General features: G+C 36.9%; 20 protein-coding genes. 17 read left to right on the top strand and 3 right to left on the bottom strand.

Annotated elements, in window-relative coordinates:
• Positions 1–89 precede the first annotated feature (89 nt).
• The 14 genes from RHO14_10065 to fabR all read left to right on the top strand — a co-directional run bounded on the left by RHO14_10065 (position 90) and on the right by fabR (position 14,462).
• On the top strand, positions 90–1,394 hold the full coding sequence (locus RHO14_10065; GenBank protein WVD70697.1) for a glycosyltransferase: 1,305 nt from the start codon (positions 90–92) through the stop codon (positions 1,392–1,394).
• A gap of 242 nt (positions 1,395–1,636) precedes the next feature.
• Positions 1,637–3,973 (top strand): polymorphic toxin type 50 domain-containing protein, encoded by a 2,337-nt coding sequence (locus RHO14_10060; GenBank protein WVD70696.1) that lies wholly within the window; start codon positions 1,637–1,639, stop codon positions 3,971–3,973.
• A gap of 2 nt (positions 3,974–3,975) precedes the next feature.
• Positions 3,976–4,311, top strand: a complete 336-nt coding sequence (locus tag RHO14_10055; GenBank protein ID WVD70695.1) for a hypothetical protein — start codon at positions 3,976–3,978, stop codon at positions 4,309–4,311.
• A 275-nt stretch (positions 4,312–4,586) separates the two neighbouring features.
• Positions 4,587–4,763: a hypothetical protein gene (locus RHO14_10050; GenBank protein ID WVD70694.1), complete on the top strand. Its 177-nt coding sequence runs from the start codon at positions 4,587–4,589 to the stop codon at positions 4,761–4,763.
• Between the two features lie 126 nt (positions 4,764–4,889).
• Positions 4,890–5,072: a hypothetical protein gene (locus RHO14_10045; protein ID WVD70693.1), complete on the top strand. Its 183-nt coding sequence runs from the start codon at positions 4,890–4,892 to the stop codon at positions 5,070–5,072.
• A 68-nt stretch (positions 5,073–5,140) separates the two neighbouring features.
• Positions 5,141–5,860 (top strand): restriction endonuclease fold toxin, encoded by a 720-nt coding sequence (locus RHO14_10040; protein ID WVD70692.1) that lies wholly within the window; start codon positions 5,141–5,143, stop codon positions 5,858–5,860.
• A gap of 16 nt (positions 5,861–5,876) precedes the next feature.
• The gene (locus RHO14_10035) at positions 5,877–6,278 is read left to right on the top strand and encodes an Imm7 family immunity protein (GenBank protein ID WVD70691.1); all 402 of its coding nucleotides are present in this window, start codon (positions 5,877–5,879) and stop codon (positions 6,276–6,278) included.
• A gap of 71 nt (positions 6,279–6,349) precedes the next feature.
• Positions 6,350–7,330 carry a DUF4917 family protein gene (locus RHO14_10030; protein ID WVD70690.1) on the top strand — a complete coding sequence of 327 codons (981 nt, stop codon included), beginning with the start codon at positions 6,350–6,352 and terminating at the stop codon, positions 7,328–7,330.
• A 505-nt stretch (positions 7,331–7,835) separates the two neighbouring features.
• Complete coding sequence (argC, locus tag RHO14_10025) at positions 7,836–8,846, top strand: N-acetyl-gamma-glutamyl-phosphate reductase (protein WVD70689.1); 1,011 nt, start codon at positions 7,836–7,838, stop codon at positions 8,844–8,846.
• Between the two features lie 14 nt (positions 8,847–8,860).
• On the top strand, positions 8,861–9,634 hold the full coding sequence (gene argB, locus RHO14_10020) for an acetylglutamate kinase (GenBank protein WVD70688.1): 774 nt from the start codon (positions 8,861–8,863) through the stop codon (positions 9,632–9,634).
• A gap of 112 nt (positions 9,635–9,746) precedes the next feature.
• Complete coding sequence (locus RHO14_10015; GenBank protein ID WVD70687.1) at positions 9,747–11,078, top strand: argininosuccinate synthase; 1,332 nt, start codon at positions 9,747–9,749, stop codon at positions 11,076–11,078.
• Positions 11,079–11,294: 216 nt separating this feature from the next.
• On the top strand, positions 11,295–12,680 hold the full coding sequence (argH, locus tag RHO14_10010; protein ID WVD70686.1) for an argininosuccinate lyase: 1,386 nt from the start codon (positions 11,295–11,297) through the stop codon (positions 12,678–12,680).
• A 180-nt stretch (positions 12,681–12,860) separates the two neighbouring features.
• The gene (gene oxyR, locus RHO14_10005; GenBank protein WVD70685.1) at positions 12,861–13,784 is read left to right on the top strand and encodes a DNA-binding transcriptional regulator OxyR; all 924 of its coding nucleotides are present in this window, start codon (positions 12,861–12,863) and stop codon (positions 13,782–13,784) included.
• Between the two features lie 12 nt (positions 13,785–13,796).
• The gene (fabR, locus tag RHO14_10000; GenBank protein ID WVD70684.1) at positions 13,797–14,462 is read left to right on the top strand and encodes an HTH-type transcriptional repressor FabR; all 666 of its coding nucleotides are present in this window, start codon (positions 13,797–13,799) and stop codon (positions 14,460–14,462) included.
• Between the two features lie 92 nt (positions 14,463–14,554).
• Here the strand turns inward: fabR and ppa are convergent, their stop codons facing one another.
• Positions 14,555–15,082 (bottom strand): inorganic diphosphatase, encoded by a 528-nt coding sequence (gene ppa, locus RHO14_09995; protein WVD70683.1) that lies wholly within the window; start codon positions 15,080–15,082, stop codon positions 14,555–14,557.
• Positions 15,083–15,139: 57 nt separating this feature from the next.
• On the bottom strand, positions 15,140–15,664 hold the full coding sequence (yjgA, locus tag RHO14_09990; protein ID WVD70682.1) for a ribosome biogenesis factor YjgA: 525 nt from the start codon (positions 15,662–15,664) through the stop codon (positions 15,140–15,142).
• Between the two features lie 196 nt (positions 15,665–15,860).
• Between yjgA and pmbA the strand changes: the two genes are divergently transcribed.
• The 3 genes from pmbA to RHO14_09975 are packed head-to-tail and all read left to right on the top strand — an operon-like array spanning position 15,861 to position 20,161.
• The gene (gene pmbA / locus RHO14_09985; protein ID WVD70681.1) at positions 15,861–17,228 is read left to right on the top strand and encodes a metalloprotease PmbA; all 1,368 of its coding nucleotides are present in this window, start codon (positions 15,861–15,863) and stop codon (positions 17,226–17,228) included.
• Positions 17,229–17,238: 10 nt separating this feature from the next.
• Positions 17,239–18,969, top strand: coding sequence for a SulP family inorganic anion transporter (locus tag RHO14_09980; protein ID WVD70680.1), 1,731 nt, complete (start codon positions 17,239–17,241; stop codon positions 18,967–18,969).
• Positions 18,962–20,161, top strand: coding sequence for a CinA family nicotinamide mononucleotide deamidase-related protein (locus tag RHO14_09975; GenBank protein ID WVD70679.1), 1,200 nt, complete (start codon positions 18,962–18,964; stop codon positions 20,159–20,161). The genes RHO14_09980 and RHO14_09975 overlap by 8 nt, the downstream gene beginning before the upstream one ends.
• Before the next feature lie 114 nt (positions 20,162–20,275).
• On the opposite strand, the gene RHO14_09970 is transcribed toward RHO14_09975, so the two are convergent.
• Positions 20,276–20,824 carry a YbhB/YbcL family Raf kinase inhibitor-like protein gene (locus RHO14_09970; GenBank protein ID WVD70678.1) on the bottom strand — a complete coding sequence of 183 codons (549 nt, stop codon included), beginning with the start codon at positions 20,822–20,824 and terminating at the stop codon, positions 20,276–20,278.
• Positions 20,825–20,857: the final 33 nt, after the last annotated feature.

Raw genomic sequence — 20,857 nt, 5'->3', positions numbered from 1 at the left:
CTTAAATCTAGCCCCTGCATCTTGCTATGAAACAGCGTATACTATTATGACAACCTTCTTAGTTTTTCCCTTTATGAAAAATACACATTATGAAAGAAATAACTATTGTCATTAGCACTGCTTTTCAAGATGCTGGCGATGCCACCCGCGCAATTGAAATCGCAAAAGCGGTTAAAAAATATCAACCCGCTGGGATTAATGCTCGCATTGTATTTATCTCACATGGAAGTCGTTTTGAACAAAATGTTCGTGCGTTGAACTTTGACATCTATCATGCCACGCCGAAATTGCCTGGTGAAGGCTTATATCAAGATTTAGGTATGACGATAAGCAATCTGATTGGCACAGAAGACTTAGCCAAAGAATTATTATTTGGTGAGATTGCGGCATATAACGATATAAAACCTGATATTGTGTTGTATGGGTTTTGGCCTATTGCAGGATTAGCTCGTCGAATGACAAAGCGAGAGATACCTGGGATTTGTTTTGCACCTTTGCCATTGGTTCCTGATTTTTTTGATGTACTGCCGGATATTCCTGAACAAATTAAAATATTTTCTCTATTACCAAAATGGTTACGATTATTTATTTTTCGGAAAATCCCTAAATTTGTAAAAAATAGAGTTCCGATATTGCGTCAAAACAATATAAGGCACGCTGCTTATAGCATAGGTTGGGACAAAGATAAATTGGTGAATGTTTTTGATTTACTGAAGGCTAATTTAATAATTGTAAATGATTTACCTGATTACTACATGCTTGATAAGTTTCCATCTAATGTCAAATTTACAGGGCCCTTATTTGCCATCCCCAATGATACAAGAGCCATTGAACCCGGTATTTTAGATGTTTTTAGTTCAAATGTTAGTCACCCAAAAATATTTTGTACATTAAGTAGTTCTGGTTCCGAAGAAATGTTAAAACCACTTTTGCAAGCATTTACATATGGCCCAGGTTTAAGCTGGAATGTAGTTATTCTTTCCCCCCACTTTTCTGTGGAAAAAGCCCGTAAAATTTTAAACGGTAGAAACGGAGTTTATATTACAGACACATTCATTCCAGCATTGAGAGTCAATACAATGGCGGATATAACTTTATGTCATGGTGGACAAGGAACATTGCAAACAGCACTTTGTGCAGGTACACCTATTGTCGGCGTCGCTATGCAGCAGGAACAATTCATTAACTTATCTAATATAGAAGCTCACGGTGTTGGCATTCGCATCCCTCGCAGGAAATGGAGTTCTCAGCATATTCAGCTCGCTATTCTACATGTTTTAGAAAATAAAAAATTTAAAGAAACCGCTTTGCTTTTTCAAAAAAAGATACAATCCGCTGATGGCGCACAAAATGCCGCAGACGCCATATGGAAAGAAATGTTAAATAAAATATGAAAAAATGTATAAAAAGAAAATTTATAATATGAGACTTTTCAACCTAGAGGGATATATCAAAATTTTAACTTTGATTGAAAAGGTATATTAACAGAGCGAAAGTTAACACCGTTATAAACTCACTCATGATGAGTTAGCTTTTTAACTTACATTTTCTGGCCTTTTTATGATTAAAAAATCATGTTAAACTTGATGCGGTTTAGCGTATGTAAAATAACAATAATAATAGGAACCGCATCGCAATGTACTTTTACCAATTGGTGTTAAATAAAGAGTGGCAAGCACTTCAAGAAGATTACTATCAAACTCGGCAAAATACTAACAGGTACATTACCAAGCCCAAACGGATTAAGCATTATTATGACTGTGGCTACGATGATATCGTTAAGCACTTAGTTGCAAGCCCCGATAGCTGTAAAAATTTCTATCCTTTACTGCAACAAGTTGGTTTACCCTACCAAAGCTATTATCAAAAGTGCGCCGAAAAAGTGGCAGACGTCTTAAAAACTGCGCTCTTTAGTGAGCAACTGGTATTAATTGAATTGCCACCGCGTGATGGCTATGTTAACGCCTCCGCCTTAGCAAATGAAGCTATCACCGCTTTACCTGTAATAAAAGAGCCGATATATGAGCCTGATGATAGCTGGATTATCGTTGATTTAGTTAACCACAAGCCTGAGCAAATCGATATTCGTAATGCCGGCAATAGCCATCAGCATATCACTTTTGCTAAAACCAGCAGCGATGAGATTTTTTTAAAACACGGTGATATTTTTTCAGTAACGCCAGTTCTGCCCAAAGTGCATATTCTACTGGGCGGCAAACAAGGTCATTATGATTTAAGCCTACGCGGCGAACAGCCCCTTCGGGTTAAAAAACTCGCTCAAGCTTGGCTTGATGAACTAAGCGAACAACTTCGCACCGGTAATTCACCGTTTAGTATTGAGCAAGATGAGGCCATGGCCAGCGTGATTAACCATGGCTTTTCAGCGCAGCATAATCCTAATATTAAAGTGCTTGATGAATCGAAATGCTTTCGGCCTGACGAGCTAATTGGTGCACTATTTTATCAGCTATTGCTAACTCTCAATCAAACACATTTTATTACCGCCAAGCAGCGCATGGGTGACCTTGCTTATGATGATAGCGAGGGGGCAATTACCGATTTTGATAAGCTCAAGCAAGCGGTTAAATCACTCGCGAACTTACGCCACAGTGAGGGGGATGATAAAGCTAACTATGCCTATCATAATAGCGACTTGGCTAAAATCGCCAAAGAGTACCTTAATCAGCCTTTAATCCATGATGGCACCAAGAGTGATAAAGATTATCAAAGTAAACTTCAAGCGCAAATAAAACACGATACGCAAGTTGATGGCCTAACCGATATTGAAAGCCTCTATTTTACTGCCATCAAACTGCTAAAACTATTACGTGAACCGGGTATCATTAAGCATCTAGAAACGCGGCGAGAATATCAACTTAAAACCACTAAGCTAAATTATAAGCCTATCGAGTTAAAAGCCCTCGATTTTATCGCTTTAACCCTACACCGGAATTACCGTTATCAAATCAGCGCTACTGATAACTCGGCTCAGTTTATTGGCCGCTTTAGCCTTGATGATAAACTCAAGATTAAAATTCCAACTAAGTATGCCCATATTACCGAGTGGAACTTAATCGCTACGCCCGTTGAAAATGACTTTGTTGATGAATTCTTCCCGACCTTAAAAAACCAATACCAAAGCATGCTATCAATGCCGGGCTTTACCCTTGGTGAAAGTGATGTGGGAATTATGTACGCAAATACCATGATTGGCGGCGATAAATCGTTAAGTAATCTAACTGCTTCAGCGCAAGTGGCTGGCGGCGCGGTCAGTTTATACTTGGCTGCGGCAATTGGTGCAACCGGCGTTGGCACCCCACTGGCCGGCACTATCGGATTTATTGGCCTTGATAATTTACAAGCAGGCACTCGAAGCTTATTATCACAAGATACAACAACCACTTACGGCGCCCAGTTTTTAGAATGGGCTGGCGTGCCAAAAGGTTATGGTGAACTTGTTTATGGCCTATTTGATATCAGCGTTATCACCAAAGCGGGTTATGCATTAAAAGCAACCAATCAAGTCTATAATGTGGTTAAAGTAAAACCGATTGCGACAGCAAAACCACAACAGTTAATAAAAGCCGACGAAGTTGCGATTTCGGTTGAAAATATCACTAAAAACCAGCAACATGTGGTGGAGTTTAAAGAGTTAAAAATAAATAAAGGACAACAAAATAAACATATTGTTGGAACGAATGAGAATAAGACAGCTAATGGAAGCGCCCAAATGCCAAGAAGTCCTATTAATTCAGATGTTAATCTTCAGACGTTAATCAATGAACATGCGGGAACGGGGCGCTATATAGAAAATGGAACACCTTTGGGTAAACCAGGTTCAAAAGAAGTAATCTCAACAAATAAGGTAATAGGACAATATTTTGATCCTGCATTAGATTCATTTGTTCCAACAAATAATTTTACCATTCATTATTCGAAAACAGGCGTACATATTGTACCAGCGAGACCTTAACTATGAATACTATAACAAAAGAACAATTACTTGAAAAAACAAATAGAGTTAGGCTATATACAATGTATAGCTTACTCGATCGTGCAACAAAAAAAATGCGAGGAATTACAGCGAATTGGGACGGAACAGATTTATTGATAGAAATGTTTTTCGATTGTGAGCTAACCGAAGATGAAGAGGAAGAAATGCAAATTGCTAATACAGAGGTTGTTTCTGATCTGTATCAAGAGTTTAAAGGTATGTATTTAAATTTAACTGTTATTAAACCTTCGGTTTCTTTATATGATAAGAAAGGCAATCTAGGTTGGTTCTATCTACGTAAAGAATATGCAGAGTAAAATAAACAAGAAATCTTTATTTCGATCTTTCTCAGTTCTGCGATTTTTATCGCAGAACTGACCTAATTATCTTTCAGTTATGTGATATACCTCGCAAGTTTAACAATTAACTTACCTTTTTTAGCGATATAAATAACCGATTTTAAAGTAATAAGCATGAATTAATCTTCTAACTCGATTCTTTGATTGAAAAAGCTAGTTAATAGCGTGAAAATTGACAAAAACATATTAATAAAGCAATTACTATTAGCTTTCGTTATATTGAAAATTGCTCCTTGCCAACAGCTAATATTGAAGATCCAACCAATAGCAATGTAAGCCGTAATAAGGTTGTGCTGGTTGAACCAAACACGCCGTTACCCAATAATAGTATTTATACTATCAACAAAGACGTTGATAAAAACTACCTGATTGAAACTAGCTCACGCTTTACCAATAAAAAGAGTGGTTAAGCTCCGATTATATGCTTAAGCAGTTAAAAGCCGAACCGAACACTATCCAGAAACGCTTGGGTGATGGTTACTATTTAGTAGCAATTAATTAAAGAGCAAGTTGCGGTATTAACAGGGAAACGTTATTTGGGGGATTATGCAGATGATATTACGCAAAATAAAGCCTTAATGAACGCCAGCGCCGTTTATCAATTGGGGATGGTCCCGACCGTCGATCAGATGAATGCCTTAACCAGTAATATCTTTTGGATGGTGACAAAAACCGTAAATGTTGTATTGAGCAAGATAGGCCATGTCCAGCGAGATTAACCATGGCTTTTCAGCGCAACATAATCCCAATGTCAAAGTACTTGATGAATCGAAATGCTTTCGGCCAGATGAAAAAACTGGCAGGCACTATCGGGTTTATTGGGCTTGATAACTTACAAGCAGGCACTCGAAGTTTATTATCACAAGATACAACAACCACTTACGGCGCCCAGTTTTTAGAGTGTGCTGGCGAGCCTAAAGGTTATAGTGAACTTGTTTATGGGCTATTTGATATCAGCGTTATCACCAAAGCCGGCTATGCATTAAAAGCCACCAATCAAGTCTATAATGTGGTTAAAGTAAAACCGATTGCGACAGCAAAACCACGACAGTTAATAAAAGCCGACGACGTCTCGATTTCAGTTGAAAATATCACTAAAAACCAGCAACATGTGGTTGAGTTAAAGAATGCGGATGATTTTGTTGAAATAGCAAAAGTTACAAGTAAATATTCTGGTGGTTTAATTAAAGTTAATAAACCAGACTCTGCAGCAGATATGCTTGCGCTCAAAATCGATGGTAAATCAAGAGTAAGATTTGCTAATGATATAAGAGAATTTGATGTGATTTCTGATTTATATATAGCTCAAACAAAACCAGCGTTAAAACAATTGAATATAACAGTTAGGAAGCAAATGAAAGCAACTTTTGACGCGGCTCTAGAGACAAATAGATCTGTGTATTACCATTTTGAGGGTACTCCTGCAAAAGTCGTTACCGATAAGCTTTATGAATATAGTAATCGTTATGGTGTGAAGGTTATCATAGATACCATGCCCTTAAAATAAATAGAGAGGAAATATAATGATTGAATATTATGGTTGGATATCAATAAGTGATTCAACATATGAGAGTGATGATAATGAGATGGATTCAATTTTAAATAATATCAATACATTTATCTTGAAGCGTCAAATAGATAAGGATAGTGGTTTTATCAAGATTCATGGCGTTAATGGTTCTTACCAATTACTTGTTAGCGGTAACACGAATCATTACTCACAAGATGTGAGAGATATTCGTGAATTATACCAATATATAGCAAGTATTGCCAAAGGCTCTTATGGATTACTTTATCTAAGAAATGATGAATCTGATGATGCTTTCAATGAGTTTGAGGTTTTTGTGTTATCCAGAGGAAAAATAAGAAAAGAAAAAGATCCATTTTTATCGCCTTGTATTCCTACTATTGAAGATGAAGAGTAATTGGGTGGGTCATTAGATATTCATCTAATATAGTTTAAGTAATTTTTTAACATGTTAAAGGAAGTATATTCATGCTAAATTTTGAGGAAATAATTAATTCTTGTGATAAAGATCAACAATTATCGTTAATACTTGGAAATGGTTTTTCACAAGCTTGGAATGCTGAGATCTTTAACTATTTGAACTTATTTGAAAAAGCAGATTTTGGTTTACGAAATGAAACGATTCGCGCTCTTTTTGATAGCTTGAAAACATATGATTTTGAGGTGGTCTCTAGACATTTGTGCGCAACTGAGACAATTTTGAAGGTATATGATCCTACAAGTGAATTAATTCAATCTATTAGTTCTGATATTCAGTTACTTAAAAATTCTCTTATAACAGCAATATCTAATACTCATCCTGATAAACCATCAGAAATTACGGATGAGCAATATGTTTCTGTAAGGACATTTTTATCTCAATTCAATAATATATTTTCAATTAACTACGATTTATTATTTTATTGGGCAAGAAATAAAAAAGATTTAGATCCAAAAGATTATAAAACTGACGATGGGTTTAGAAGTGAATTACGTTGGGAAGGATATGGAACAGATCAAAATATATATTTTTTACATGGTGGACTCCATATATATGATGCGGATTTAGCTATAAAAAAACATGCATTCAAATGTGATGGTACTACTATTATTGATCAGGTACGGAATAATCTGAATGATGGAAAATTTCCTTTATTTGTATCTGAACCAACTTGGGAAAAGAAGAAAAAGAGAATAGCACATAATCCCTATCTAAACTATTGTTATAGGGCTTTAGGAGAGTTGACAGGGATTTTATTTATACATGGTCACTCAATGGATGAAAATGATAAGCATATATTCAAACAAATAAAGTCTAGCCGCGTTTCTAAAATTTTTATCAGTATTTTTGGTAATGAGGATACTGATGCGAATATAAAAACAAAAGCGAATGCAAGAGAATTTTTAGCGAAAAAAGGAATTAAGGTTAAATTTTATCAAGCTGAATCTGCACCAGTTTGGTATCGTTAGTTTAAAATGTGCTAGCTCAAATTTTATCTGACTGTCAACTGTTTTTTAACTGTGACCGTCAGATAAAATATACTTTAGATTTTTCTTTTTCTAGGCTTATTTTGGGTTAAGTAATGTTTTCATTAGTATTCGACCTCAGCACTTTTTCCCCTGACGAGTTTGTTCATTATTGTAAATGGTAAATCATTCTTGTGTTTTAACTCACTTATTACAAGTTTCTAACAATATAAATTTTATTAGTAAAATTATTAAATAGTAAACGCAATCTATAATACAACGGCTAGTATCCACAACCCATTCCTTGATTGAAAAGGCATATTAACAGGGCGAAAGTTAACAAAATAGACTTCTTTTTTTGAATTGTATGAAACTACGTATCTTCTTAATACCAATAGTTAAATAAAAATTCAATAAAAGTGAATAAAAATTCATTTTAATGTTGAATTCTGCTTTTAAATCTATTATTCTATTCCTCAATTTATGCGGTTAAATAATAGGATCTGTTATGCTAAAAGCGTTAATTGTTGGAGCAAGTGGTTATGCAGGCGCGCAGCTTGCTTATTATTTAAATCGACATCCGCACATTGAAATAGCGGGTTTAACCGTATCAGAAAAAAGCCTTGATGCCGGTAAATTAATTTCTGATTTTGATTTGCATCCACAGTTAAAGGGCTTAGTTGACTTTCCTTTACTTGCAACATCTGACTATTCCTCAATAATCAAAGACATCGATATCGTATTTTTAGCAACCGAGCACTCAGTTAGTCATGATATTGCGCCCTATTTTTTAGAACGCGGCTGCACGGTATTTGATTTATCTGGTGCATTTCGAGTTAATTCAGCTAGCTTTTATACTGAGTTTTATGGCTTTGTGCATCAACATCAAACTTGGCTTGATAACGCCGTTTATGGCCTTGCTGAGTGGAATGATAAACAAATTAAAACCGCGCAATTAATTGCAGTGCCAGGCTGTTATCCCACTGCTTCGCAGCTACCATTAAAACCACTTTTGGTTGACAAATTACTTGATACTACGCAGTGGCCAGTGATTAATGCCGTAAGTGGGGTAAGTGGCGCCGGTCGTAAAGCCTCGTTAAAAAATCATTTTTGCGAAGTGAGCTTGCATGCTTATGGGCTTTTTACGCATCGCCATCAACCCGAAATTGCCAGTCACTTAGCTCAAGAGGTTATTTTTACCCCTCATTTAGGCAGTTTTAAGCAAGGGATCCATGCAACTATCACTTGCCGAGTGAATGAAGGCGTAACGTCAGAACAGATTTTAGCGACATTAAATAAATACTATGCAAGTAAGCCGTTAGTTCGCATTTATCAAAAAGATTGGCCAGCGTTAAAATCGGTTATTGGCTTACCCTATTGTGATATCGGCTTTGTACTAAAAGGCCGGCATCTTATTTTAATCTCGGTTGAAGATAATTTATTAAAGGGCGCAGCAGCTCAAGCAGTGCAATGCATGAATATTCGCTTTGGTTTTGATGAAACCACATCGTTACTTTAAGGTTAGGGGATAATATGAATCCGTTAGTGATCAAGTTAGGTGGCGTATTACTCGACACCAAAGAGGCACTCGAAAAATTATTTACCGTTATAAAGGATTATCAAAATCAGTATTCACGGCCTTTAGTTATTGTTCATGGTGGTGGCTGCGTTGTTGATGAGTTAATGACCAAATTAGCCTTGCCCGTTGTGCGTCGTAACGGTTTACGCGTAACGCCAAGCGATCAAATCGATATTATTGTTGGGGCATTATCGGGTAGCGCCAATAAGACGCTACTTGCCCAAGCTAAAAAGCATCAGCTACTAGCCGTTGGTTTATCATTAGCCGATGGTAATAGTGCGATTGTTAAACAAATTTCAGCCGATTTAGGCTGCGTAGGTAGTGCGTCACCAGGCGATAATACATTACTTAATATGCTATTAACTCATCACTATTTACCGATTATTAGCTCTATCGGTATTACACAAGGTGGCCACTTAATGAATGTTAATGCTGATCATGCCGCAGTTGCAATAGCCAAAACAATTAATGCCGATTTAGTGTTGTTGTCTGATGTTGCAGGTGTATTAGATCAAAATAAACAGCGCATTGCATCATTAACGGGGCAAGCGGCCGAGCAATTGATTGAGCAGGGCGTTATTACTGATGGCATGATTGTTAAAGTGCGATCAGCATTTGAAGCAGCAAAAATATTAGGGCGAGCAATTGATATCGCAAGTTGGAAAAACAGCGAGCAATTAATTGATCTATTTAATGGCGCACCAACAGGCACAAGAATCATTGCCTAATGATTAGCTAACAAGTATATTAAAGACGGTTTGCGGGGAATTTATTGGCAAACATAGTGTTAATTCGGTGAGTACTTTAATTTAAAGTGTATAAATTCATAAAGGGTATAACATGAAACAAAGTGGAATCAAAAAGGTTGTTTTAGCCTATTCAGGTGGTTTGGATACATCAGCAATTATTCCTTGGCTAAAGGAGAATTATAAGGGCTGTGAAGTTTATGCGTTTGTTGCTAATGTAGGGCAAGATCCACAAGAACTCGTAGATGTTGAAAAGAAAGCGAAGGCTTCGGGTGCCGCTGCTTGCCGTGTTGTTGATTTACGTGAAGAATTTGTTAAAGATTATGTTTATCCGGTCCTAAAAACGGGCGCTCTTTATGAAGGAACCTATTATTTAGGCACCTCAATGGCTCGGCCAATTATTGCCAAAGCTCAAGTCGAATATGCTTTAGAAGTCGGCGCTGATGCGCTTTGCCACGGCGCAACAGGTAAAGGTAATGATCAGGTGCGTTTTGAAACGACCTATACCGCGCTAGCGCCACAATTAAAAGTTATTGCGCCTTGGCGTGAATGGGATCTTCGTTCTCGCGAGGCGTTAATTGATTATCTTAAAAAACGCAAAATACCAACGACAGCAACCATTGAAAAAATTTATAGCCGTGATGAAAATGCATGGCATATTTCAACCGAAGGTGGGGTGCTTGAAAGTACTTGGAATGAATCTAATGCCGATTGTTGGGCTTGGACAGTATCACCAGAAGATGCACCAAATAAAGCTGAACTAGTCACAATTGGCATTGAAAAAGGTGAAGTTGTTGCCGTTAATGGTAAAAAATTATCGCCTTATAACTGCGTTGCAACCCTCAATAAAATCGGCGCGAAACATGGTATTGGCCGGGTTGATATTATTGAAAATCGCCTCGTTGGTATTAAATCACGAGGTTGTTATGAAACGCCGGGTGGCACGATAATGATGACAGCATTGCGTGGCCTTGAGCAGCTAGTACTTGACCGTGATTGCTTTAAATGGCGTGAACAACTCGGGCTAGAAATGGCTTATGTAGTTTATGATGGACGTTGGTTTGCCCCTTATCGTCGTTCACTACAAGCATCTGCCGAAGTCTTGGCTGAAGATGTTAATGGTGAAGTTGTTGTTAAGCTTTATAAAGGTAATGCAACAGCAATCCAGAAAAAATCACCAAACAGTTTATATAATGAAGAATTTGCAACTTTTGGCGAAGATGACGTTTACGATCATAGTCACGCAGGTGGATTTATTCGTCTGTTCTCATTATCATCGCGTATTCGTGCATTAAATAGTGATGCAAGTAATAAAGTCGTTAAAGCTAAAAAAGAGCCTGTAGTAAAAGCTGCAGCTAAAGCAAAACCAGCGGCTAAAACCAAGTCAGTAGCTAAGGCCACAGCAAAAACGACAAAGAAAAAGTAGTCTAGGTTTTATTACCGCTTTTTTAAACTACAAAATAAGGCGATGTAAAAGTCGCCTTTGGTTTTCTTGCGATAATCAAATAATCTTGATTATTAGTCTATGATCAAATATTTTGCTTATAAATCGAGTTTGTATATTAACTGCAATTAGAGATAGAAGATCGTCGAATCGGTTCGACACTTAAAATAAAATTGAATAAATATTATTGAGGTAATTATGGCATTATGGGGTGGGCGTTTTAGCCAAGCTGCAGATCAGCGTTTTAAGCATTTTAATGATTCATTACGTTTTGATTATCGTTTAGCTGAACAAGATATTATTGGCTCTATTGCTTGGTCAAAATCATTAGTTACCGTCAATATACTGTCAATTGATGAGCAAAAACGCTTAGAGCAAGCCCTAAATGAACTCCTTATTTCAGTACAACAAGATGCTGCGCAAATTTTACAAAGCGATGCTGAAGATATTCATAGTTGGGTTGAGCAAAAGTTAATTGAAAAAGTCGGTGATCTTGGTAAAAAATTACATACTGGCCGCAGCCGTAATGATCAAGTGGCAACGGATCTTAAGTTATGGTGTAAAGCTGAAATCACTGATTTAATAAAAGCAATTAGCCATCTACAATTACAACTTGTTAATACTGCCGAGCAATATCAAGATGCAATAATGCCAGGTTATACGCATTTACAGCGAGCTCAGCCGGTAACGTTTGCTCACTGGTGCCTTGCGTATTTTGAAATGTTAGTAAGGGATAAGAGCCGTATGCAAAGTACGTTAGCGCGCCTTGATGTTAGTCCGCTCGGCTCTGGTGCATTAGCCGGCACAGCTTACCCAATCGATCGTGAATTACTTGCGCAAAATCTAGGCTTTGCCACAGCAACCAATAATAGTTTAGATTCTGTTTCTGATAGAGATCATGTGATGGAGCTTTTATCAAATGCGTCGATCGGTATGAATCATTTATCCCGCTTTGCAGAAGATTTGATTATTTTTAATAGTGGCGAAGCTAATTTTGTTGAGTTATCTGATCGCGTTACATCTGGCTCATCATTGATGCCACAAAAGAAAAATCCTGATGCATTAGAATTAATTCGTGGTAAATCAGGTCGCGTATTTGGTGCATTATCGGCGGCAATGATGACCTTTAAAGGCTTGCCTTTAGCCTATAATAAAGATATGCAAGAAGATAAAGAGGGCTTATTTGATGCGCTAGATACTTGGCATGAATGCTTAGTGATGGCAGCGTTAGTTTTAGATGGACTTAACATAAATCATCAAGTATGCCTTAATGCCGCCAAGCAGGGCTATTCAAATGCAACAGAACTTGCCGATTATCTTGTTGCTAAAGGGATCCCATTTCGTGAAGCTCATCATATTGTAGGTGAAGCCGTTGTTGGCGCAATAGCTAAGAAAAAAGCGCTTGAAGAGCTAACAATAGACGAATTTAAGTTATTTAGTCCGGTAATTGAGCAAGATGTCTATGCTATTTTATCAATCGAATCTTGTTTAAATAAACGCAATGCTAAAGGCGGCGTTGCCCCAATACAAATTTCGACTGCAATCAAAAAAGCTAAAAATAGCTTAAATGATTCAGTAAGTTAATAAAAAAGTATAAAATTGTCATTAATTTTTTCTTTAAGATATTAATAATTAACGCTTAATTTGTGGTGCGTAATCGTATAGAATGAATCTAATTATGGTAATAAAGTAATAATTATTGTTATGCTTTATTGCCATGTTTTTCTTTTCATTTTATAAAAAACAACGCCGTCGGGGGCAGTCATGAATATTCGTGATTTAGAATATTTTGTAGCGTTAGCTGAATATCGTCATTTTCGTAAAGCAGCAGATTCGTGTAATGTAAGTCAACCAACATTAAGTGGACAGATTCGTAAATTAGAAGATGAGCTTGGTGTAATGCTACTTGAAAGAACGAGCCGAAAAGTATTATTTACCCAAACAGGATTAATGCTTGTTGATCAAGCGCGAGAAGTCTTGCGTAATGTACAAATCTTTCGAGAGATGGCAAGTAAACAAGGCGAAGATATGTCTGGGCCGATGCATATTGGTCTGATCCCAACACTTGCACCTTATTTGCTTCCTCATATCATTAGCCTATTACATGATGCTTATCCGTCGTTAGAGCTATATTTACATGAAGCGCAAACACATGTCCTCGTGTCACAATTAGAACAAGGTAAGCTTGATTGCGTTATCTTAGCGCAAGTTAAAGAAACAAATCCATTTATTGAGTTACAATTATTTGATGAACCGATGTTCTTAGCTGTTCCTGCTAGCAATCCATTAGCCAAACAAAAAACGGTTAATTTATCTGCGCTTCGTGGCGAAAAATTCTTAATGCTAGAAGATGGTCACTGTCTTCGTGATCATGCGATGGGTTACTGCTTCCAATCGGGCATTGAAGAAGATAAACGTTTTAGGGCAACGAGCCTTGAAACATTACGCAGTATGATTTCAGCCGGTCGTGGAATTACCTTGTTCCCTGAACTTGCTGCGCCAAATGAACGAATACGTGATAATATTTGTTATATTCCTTGTGTTGATCCTATTCCATCGCGGGTGATTGAATTGATTTATCGACCCGGTTCGCCACTACGCTCTCGGTATGAGCAAGTTGCTAAAAAAATTCGTTCTCGCATGCCAGAAGTCCTTGCTGAGAAAGAGTTACTTTTGAAAAAAGGTTAATATTTACAGGTTATGAAAAGTACTAAATGCCCTCAATCCTCAGGGGTTAGGGCAATACAAAAAGAGCGGACGCGGCGATCTTTAATTGATGCTGCATTTAATCAGTTAAATGCTGAGCAAGGTTTTGCCAGCTTAAGTTTACGAGAAGTCGCACGTGAAGCTGGCATTGCGCCCACATCATTTTATCGCCATTTTCGCGATATGGATGAACTGGGCCTTGCTATGGTTGATGAAAGCGGTTTGACATTACGACAACTGATGCGCCAAGCACGTAAACGAATTGAAAAAGGCGGCAGTGTTATTCAAACATCAGTAACCACGTTTATTGAGTTTATTGATAACAATTCCAAAGTGTTTTTTTTATTATTACGTGAGAGAGCAGGGACTTCTGCCGCATTTCGATCGGCAATCGCCAGAGAGATCCAGCATTTTATTCTTGAGCTTACTGATTATCTTGATAATGCGAACAGCATGCCACGTCGTTATAATGTCGCTCAAGCAGAGGCGATGGTAACAATTGTATTTAACTCTGGGGCTGATGCGATCGATTTTGAGCCAGAACAAAAACAAAAATTAATTGATAATCTTATTTTTCAGTTACGTATGTTATCACGGGGTGCTTTTTACTTATATCATCGTGAGTTATTGAAAAAACAGAATATTGACGATATCACTTAGTTGATTTGAATAAAATAAAAAGCGAATTTTTAATGGTATTAGACAAATTGTCTACGATTAAAAACTCGCTTTTTTAACTTTAAAGAATAAAACTATTTTTTAGCTCGTTCAAATGATTCGATGATCTCTTTACGCGCAGCTTCAGCGTTTTCCCAACCATCAACTTTAACCCATTTACCCGCTTCAAGGTCTTTATAGTGTTCAAAGAAATGTTTGATTTGTGCTTTTAATAGCTCAGGTAAATCACCCACATCTTTAATGTGATCATATTCTTTAGATAATTTAGTATGAGGCACCGCAACTAACTTGGCATCTTCACCTGATTCATCAGTCATTTTTAACACGCCAACAGGGCGGCATCGAATAACAGCGCCTGGTTGTAATGGATAAGGTGTTGGTACTAATACATCAACTGGATCGCCATCAAGTGAAAGCGTATGGTTAATATAACCATAGTTACATGGATAAAACATGGCAGTTGACATAAAACGATCGACAAAAACAGCGCCTGACTCTTTATCTACTTCATATTTGATTGGGTCAGCATTTGCTGGAATTTCAATTACAACATAAATATCATCAGGTAATGATTTGCCTGCTGGTACATTTAATAGTCCCATTTATTCGTCCTCTAATTTAGCTCTAATTTTGTTTAAAAAGTACGTCTATTATAAAGATTATTCTACTTCACTCAATTGTTTTAGGTACTGAAAAATTTGTTTTGATGATTTAGCCGGTTTATTTTCTTCTTGCTCTTTCTTGGCAAGTCTTGCTAAATTTCGTAATTGTTGTCTATCGGCTGCTGGATAAATTTTTAAAATCGTTTCAGCATCGCCCGTTTCAATTAATTGGTCGCGTAGTTTTTCAATTTTATGAACTTGAGCAATTTGCTGATTATGACGATTCTTTAATTTATCAAGTGCTTGCGTTATAGGTTCAATATCACGACTGCGCAGTAATTTACCAATGTATTGGATTTGGCGACGATGGCCTTCTTTTTTTATTTTTTGAGCCAGTTCAACCGCATAAGATAAACTGTCGTCTAGCGGGATCCTTTCTAGCTCATGTTTACTTAGTTCGACAAGCTCTACCCCAAGTTTTTTTAATACTTCAGCATCACGCTTTATTTCACTTTTACTGACATAGATGATCTCTTCATCATCGTTCAGTTCGTTCTTATCTTCATTTTCAAATGGTGTCATACGTTATCTTTAAATAAATATTATTAAATTGATGTAAATGATAAATACTAATTGTATTATTATAACGTATCATTACCACAAAGACAGAAATTAAATAAAAATTGCGAATATATTATTCTTTTTTTGTTTAAATCAGGTCAAATAATAATATTATTGTCATATAAACGTGTTGATGCACAATATTCGGATAACATGAATGAATATCTTACAAATAAAAAATCAGTCTTATCAAGAACAACAACAGCTAGAGTCGGTAATAGCAAATGCGATTGAGATCGCAAAAAAGAAAGTCGATTCAGTTGAAGTTGCAATCAATAAATCAACGGGCATTAATGTTAGTACACGTTTAGGTGAAACAGAAAATATCGAGTTTAATAGCGATGGTGTACTCGCCATTACCGTATACCAAGATCAGAAAAAAGGTAATGCATCAACCAATGATCTCTCGCCACATGCAATAGAGCAATCGATTAATATGGCGATAGAGATAATGAAATATACCTCAGCTGATCCTTATTCAGGTTTGGGCGATAGATCACAAATGGCATTTGAATGTCCTGATTTAGATCTATTTTATCCGAGCTCACTTAATGTCGATGAAGCGATAAAACAAGCCGCAAGAGCAGAAACTGCGGCATTGGGTTTTGCTGAAATTACGAAAAGTGATGGCGGGCATTTTAATAGTAGCTATGGCATTCATGTTTATGGTAATAGCGAGGGCATGTTACAAGGTTATCGTGCTAGCTCGCATTCATTATCATGTTCGGTCATTGGCGAGCGCGGTGGCCTGATGGAGCGTGATTATGCTTATACGTCATCACGAGATATTAATTTATTAGAATCGCCTGAACTCGTTGGTGAGAAGGCAGCTAAAAGAACAATTGCTAATTTAGGTGCTCAGCAAATTGATACGATGCAAGTACCGGTAATATTTAGTGCGGAAATTGCAACTGGCTTAATTGGACACCTTGCCTCAGCAATTAGTGGCGGCGCTATTTATAAAAAATCTTCTTTTTTACTTGATAAAATAGATCAAGAAATCCTACCTAATTGGCTTACAATCAAAGAGCTACCTCATTTATTAAAAGAAGTGGGTTCTGCGCCTTTTGATAGTGATGGCATTCGAACTTTCGATAAAGATATTATAGCCAGTGGGGTTTTACAAACTTATTTACTTAGCAGCTACTCAGCTAGAAAGTTATCAACTAAAGAGAAAACATTTAAAAGCACGGGTAATGCTGGCGGTATTCATAATTGGCGCTTGCAAAGTACTAACTTAATGCCAACGTTTGCTGAGTTAGTAAAAATGATGGATCGCGGCATTATTGTTACCTCGTTAATGGGTCAAGGTGTTAACTTAGTCACCGGTGATTATTCGCGCGGCGCAAGTGGCTTTTGGGTTGAAAATGGTCAAATCCAATATCCTGTCAATGAATTCACAATTGCCGGTAATTTAGCTGAAATGTATCAACGTATTGTTGCAATTGGTAGCGATGTAGAGGCAAGAACTAACATTCAATGTGGTTCAATACTTATTGAACAAATGAGCATTGCCGGAAAATAAGTGATTTAATATGGCAAAACTTAGTGATCGGTTATTGTTTCAAAAAATATTCAAGTGGATCCCAGGGCTTGCTATTTTATTTAATTATCGTCGAGAGTATTTAAGCTATGATATTAGGGCAGGATTATCCGTTGCCGCTGTATCATTACCTGTTTCAATAGCCTACGCTGATTTAACTGGTGTTGGCGCAATCGCTGGGCTTTATTCAACCATTTTGCCACTAGTTGCTTATGCATTATTTGGTTCTTCAAGGCAGTTAATTGTCGGGCCAGATACGGCAACTTGCGCAGTTGTTGCAGCGGTTGTTATTCCTTTAGCGGCTAATGACCCAATTTTAAGATGGCAACTTGTTATCGTTATGACCATCATGATTGGTATTTGGTGCCTAATTGCCGGTAAATTCCACCTTGGTGCGTTAGCCGATCTTTTAAGTCGGCCAATTTTAATCGGTTTACTTAATGGGATCTCAATTACCATCATTGTTGATCAATTTGCTAAAGTCTGTGGTTTTAGCTATGACGCCGGTAATTTCTTTGCTAGATTATTTTATTTGCCATTAAAAGTGCCCGATATGCATTTTATTACGGTATTAATTTCACTATCGACTTTGCTACTGTTGATTGGCATAAAAAAATTTCGTCCACGTTGGTCTGCCCCACTGATCGTTGTGGTTATTATGACCTTTGCCTCATGGGCAATTGGTTTTGATCAATATGGCGTTAAAATTATTGGTCAATTTAGTAATCAAATGCTCTCTTTGGCATCATGGGGGGATTTTGATATCGGCCTAATGCGTGAGTTGGTTGTGCCATCAGTGAATATTGCCGTTATTTGTTTTATTAGCATGATGATAACGGTGCGTAGTTTTGCCGCTAAAAATAATTATGATACTGACGCTGATACCGAATTTAGGGCGCTGGGTATAGCAAATATTGTTGCTGGATTATCGAATGGCTTTGTCGTTAGCGGCACTTCATCACGAACAGCGGTCAATGATGTTAATGGTGGTAAAACACAATTAGTATCAATTGTTGCAGCGCTGGTTATAGCACTTGTTGTTTTCTTTTTATTATCGCCATTAGAATATATTCCAACCGCTGTATTAGCGATTATTCTAATCTATTCATCGTGGTCATTAATTGATATTAAAAGCATTATTCGCTTTTTTAAACTTAATCGTGACGCATTTTATTTAAGCTTAGCAACGCTTATTGCGGTATTATTAATTGGTATTATTCCTGGCATGGCATTAGCCGTTTTACTCGGTTTATTTATGTTTTTAAGGCGAGTATTTAGGCCAACTGATCAGCTTCTTGGCGTTGATGCTGATGGGCGAATTCACTCCCTAAGTCAGCATGTCACGCCAATTGACAATGCGATTATGTATCGTTTTAACTCGCCACTAACCTATTTTAATATTGCTTATTTTAAAAAACGTATTATTAATTTAGTTGATGAATCCCCCGAAAAAGTTGGGTATGTCATTGTTGATACGATCCCTTGTTTTACCTACCAAGATGTCAGTGTATTACTTGGCATTGAAGAGCTTGTTCGAGCATTAAAAGCACGGAATATTGTCTTTATTTTGGCTGGGCGACGAAAAACGCTAAAACGTTGGTTTAAAGATATGAATATCAATATGGATAAAGCGTATATTGAGTTCGCTTATGATCTCTATTTCTCGGTAAAAATGGTGCAGAGTAAAGAGCACATGGCTGATATTGAGGACCAAGATGAATAATGCCCTAAAAATTGAAATGTTAAGTACTGGTGATGAAGTTTTATATGGACAAATCACCGATACCAATGCGTCATGGTTATCTGATTTTCTATTTCAACATGGTTTTACAATGACCTCTCGCTTTACTGTTGGCGACAATCTTAATCAATTAATTGATACATTAATCAAGCGTAGTAAAGAAAATGATATCTTAATTATTAATGGTGGCCTTGGTCCTACTAGCGATGATTTAAGCGCTCAAGCAGCAGCGCAAGCAAATAATGAAGCGTTAGTACTTCATCAAGAGTGGCTAACCGTATTAGAGCAATATTTTGCAAGTCGTGCTAGAAAAATGCCTCCCGCTAACATTAAACAAGCAATGTTGCCTAAAAGTGCATCAATAATTGATAATCCGGTTGGCACGGCATGTGGCTTTAAAATGGTTATCAATAACTGTACCCTATTTTTTACGCCAGGTGTACCGTCTGAATTTAAAGTGATGGTTGAAAATCAAATTCTACCTGATCTTAAAAAATTACAACCTAATATCATAAAGCCGTTATGTTATCGTCTTACCACAATGGGGCGAACAGAAAGTGACTTAGCGGATGAAATTGAAAAAAAATTATCTGTTCCAGCAGGTATTGACGTTGGCTATCGCTCCGCCTCGCCGATTATAGAGCTTAAATTGACAGGTAAAATGTCTGACCAACCAATAATCGATAATTTATGGGAGCAGCTAAAGCATTTAGTTAGTGATAATCTATTATATGAAGGAACAATAGGACTTGCAGGTATTGTAAGTAAAGAGCTTCGCGATAAGTCACAACAATTAGTCGTACTTGAAGAGCAAACGGCAGGATTAATTGCTTATCAACTTTATGGCGAAAATGCCCCATTAATAAAATCTGAAACGTCAACCAATATCACCCATCGTATTACAGAATTAACTGCGCAATTTCCGCATGCCTTAATTTTATATTTAGGCCAATTTAGTGACGATAATAGCCAATTTACCCTTCAACTTGTTACACCAAAGCAAACATATCGCTATCGTCTTAAGTACCGTAGCCGGCGCTATAATAGGCAAACTGAACAACAGATTTTTTCGGCCATTGCACTTGATGCTCTAAGGCGCTACTTAACTAACCAACCGTTAATTGGCCCCAATACTTGGCTAGATGTGATTGAAAATAATGTGCCCAATCAATAATTTTTATTATTTTAATCAAACATATTTTAGTCAAATCAAAAAAAATAGTTTTTTGACCTTTTTCAAGCTTAAAGGGAAGCACAATACTTCCCTTCTTTCGGTTATATTACTTTGTTAATCACGTTGATATAAAGCTTCAATAGTACTTGATGCGATTGCATTGGCATTTAGCATAAATCCAACTAAAGCAGCAGAGCTATCTTTTGCCATATCCAATTTTTCAGGTAAGGCATATACAGTAAATTGATAATGATGTTTGGTATCACCAATTGGTGGGCAAGCGCCGCCAAAACCATAAATACCATAATCATTTCTCATTTGCATGGCGCCATTGGGAATTTTAGTTTGATCTGAATTACCTGTACCTCGGGCAAAATATAAAATATTTTTAGGTATATTTATCACTTGCCAATGCCACCAACCACTGCCAGATGGTGCATCTGGATCATAGAGGGTAATTGCAAAATATTTAGTCCCTTCTGGAATATTTTTCCAGGCTAACATAGGAGAAATATTATCACCATTACAACCAAAGCCATTAAATTCGAATACGTTTGAAAGATCTTCGCCTTGTTTTATATCACTACTAGTTAGCTCAAATGAATAGGCTGATATCGATACCATTAATATTATAGATGCGATAAGTATTTTATAAATTTTCATATAACTACTCTTTAGTAAAATAGGAGATGTATT

The sequence above is a fragment of the Orbaceae bacterium lpD04 genome (assembly GCA_036251935.1).
In the GTDB taxonomy this organism is placed as follows: Bacteria; Pseudomonadota; Gammaproteobacteria; order Enterobacterales; family Orbaceae; genus Orbus; species Orbus wheelerorum.
The sequence above is the reverse complement of the archived record's forward strand: the minus strand, read 5'-3'. Positions and strand labels throughout refer to the sequence as shown.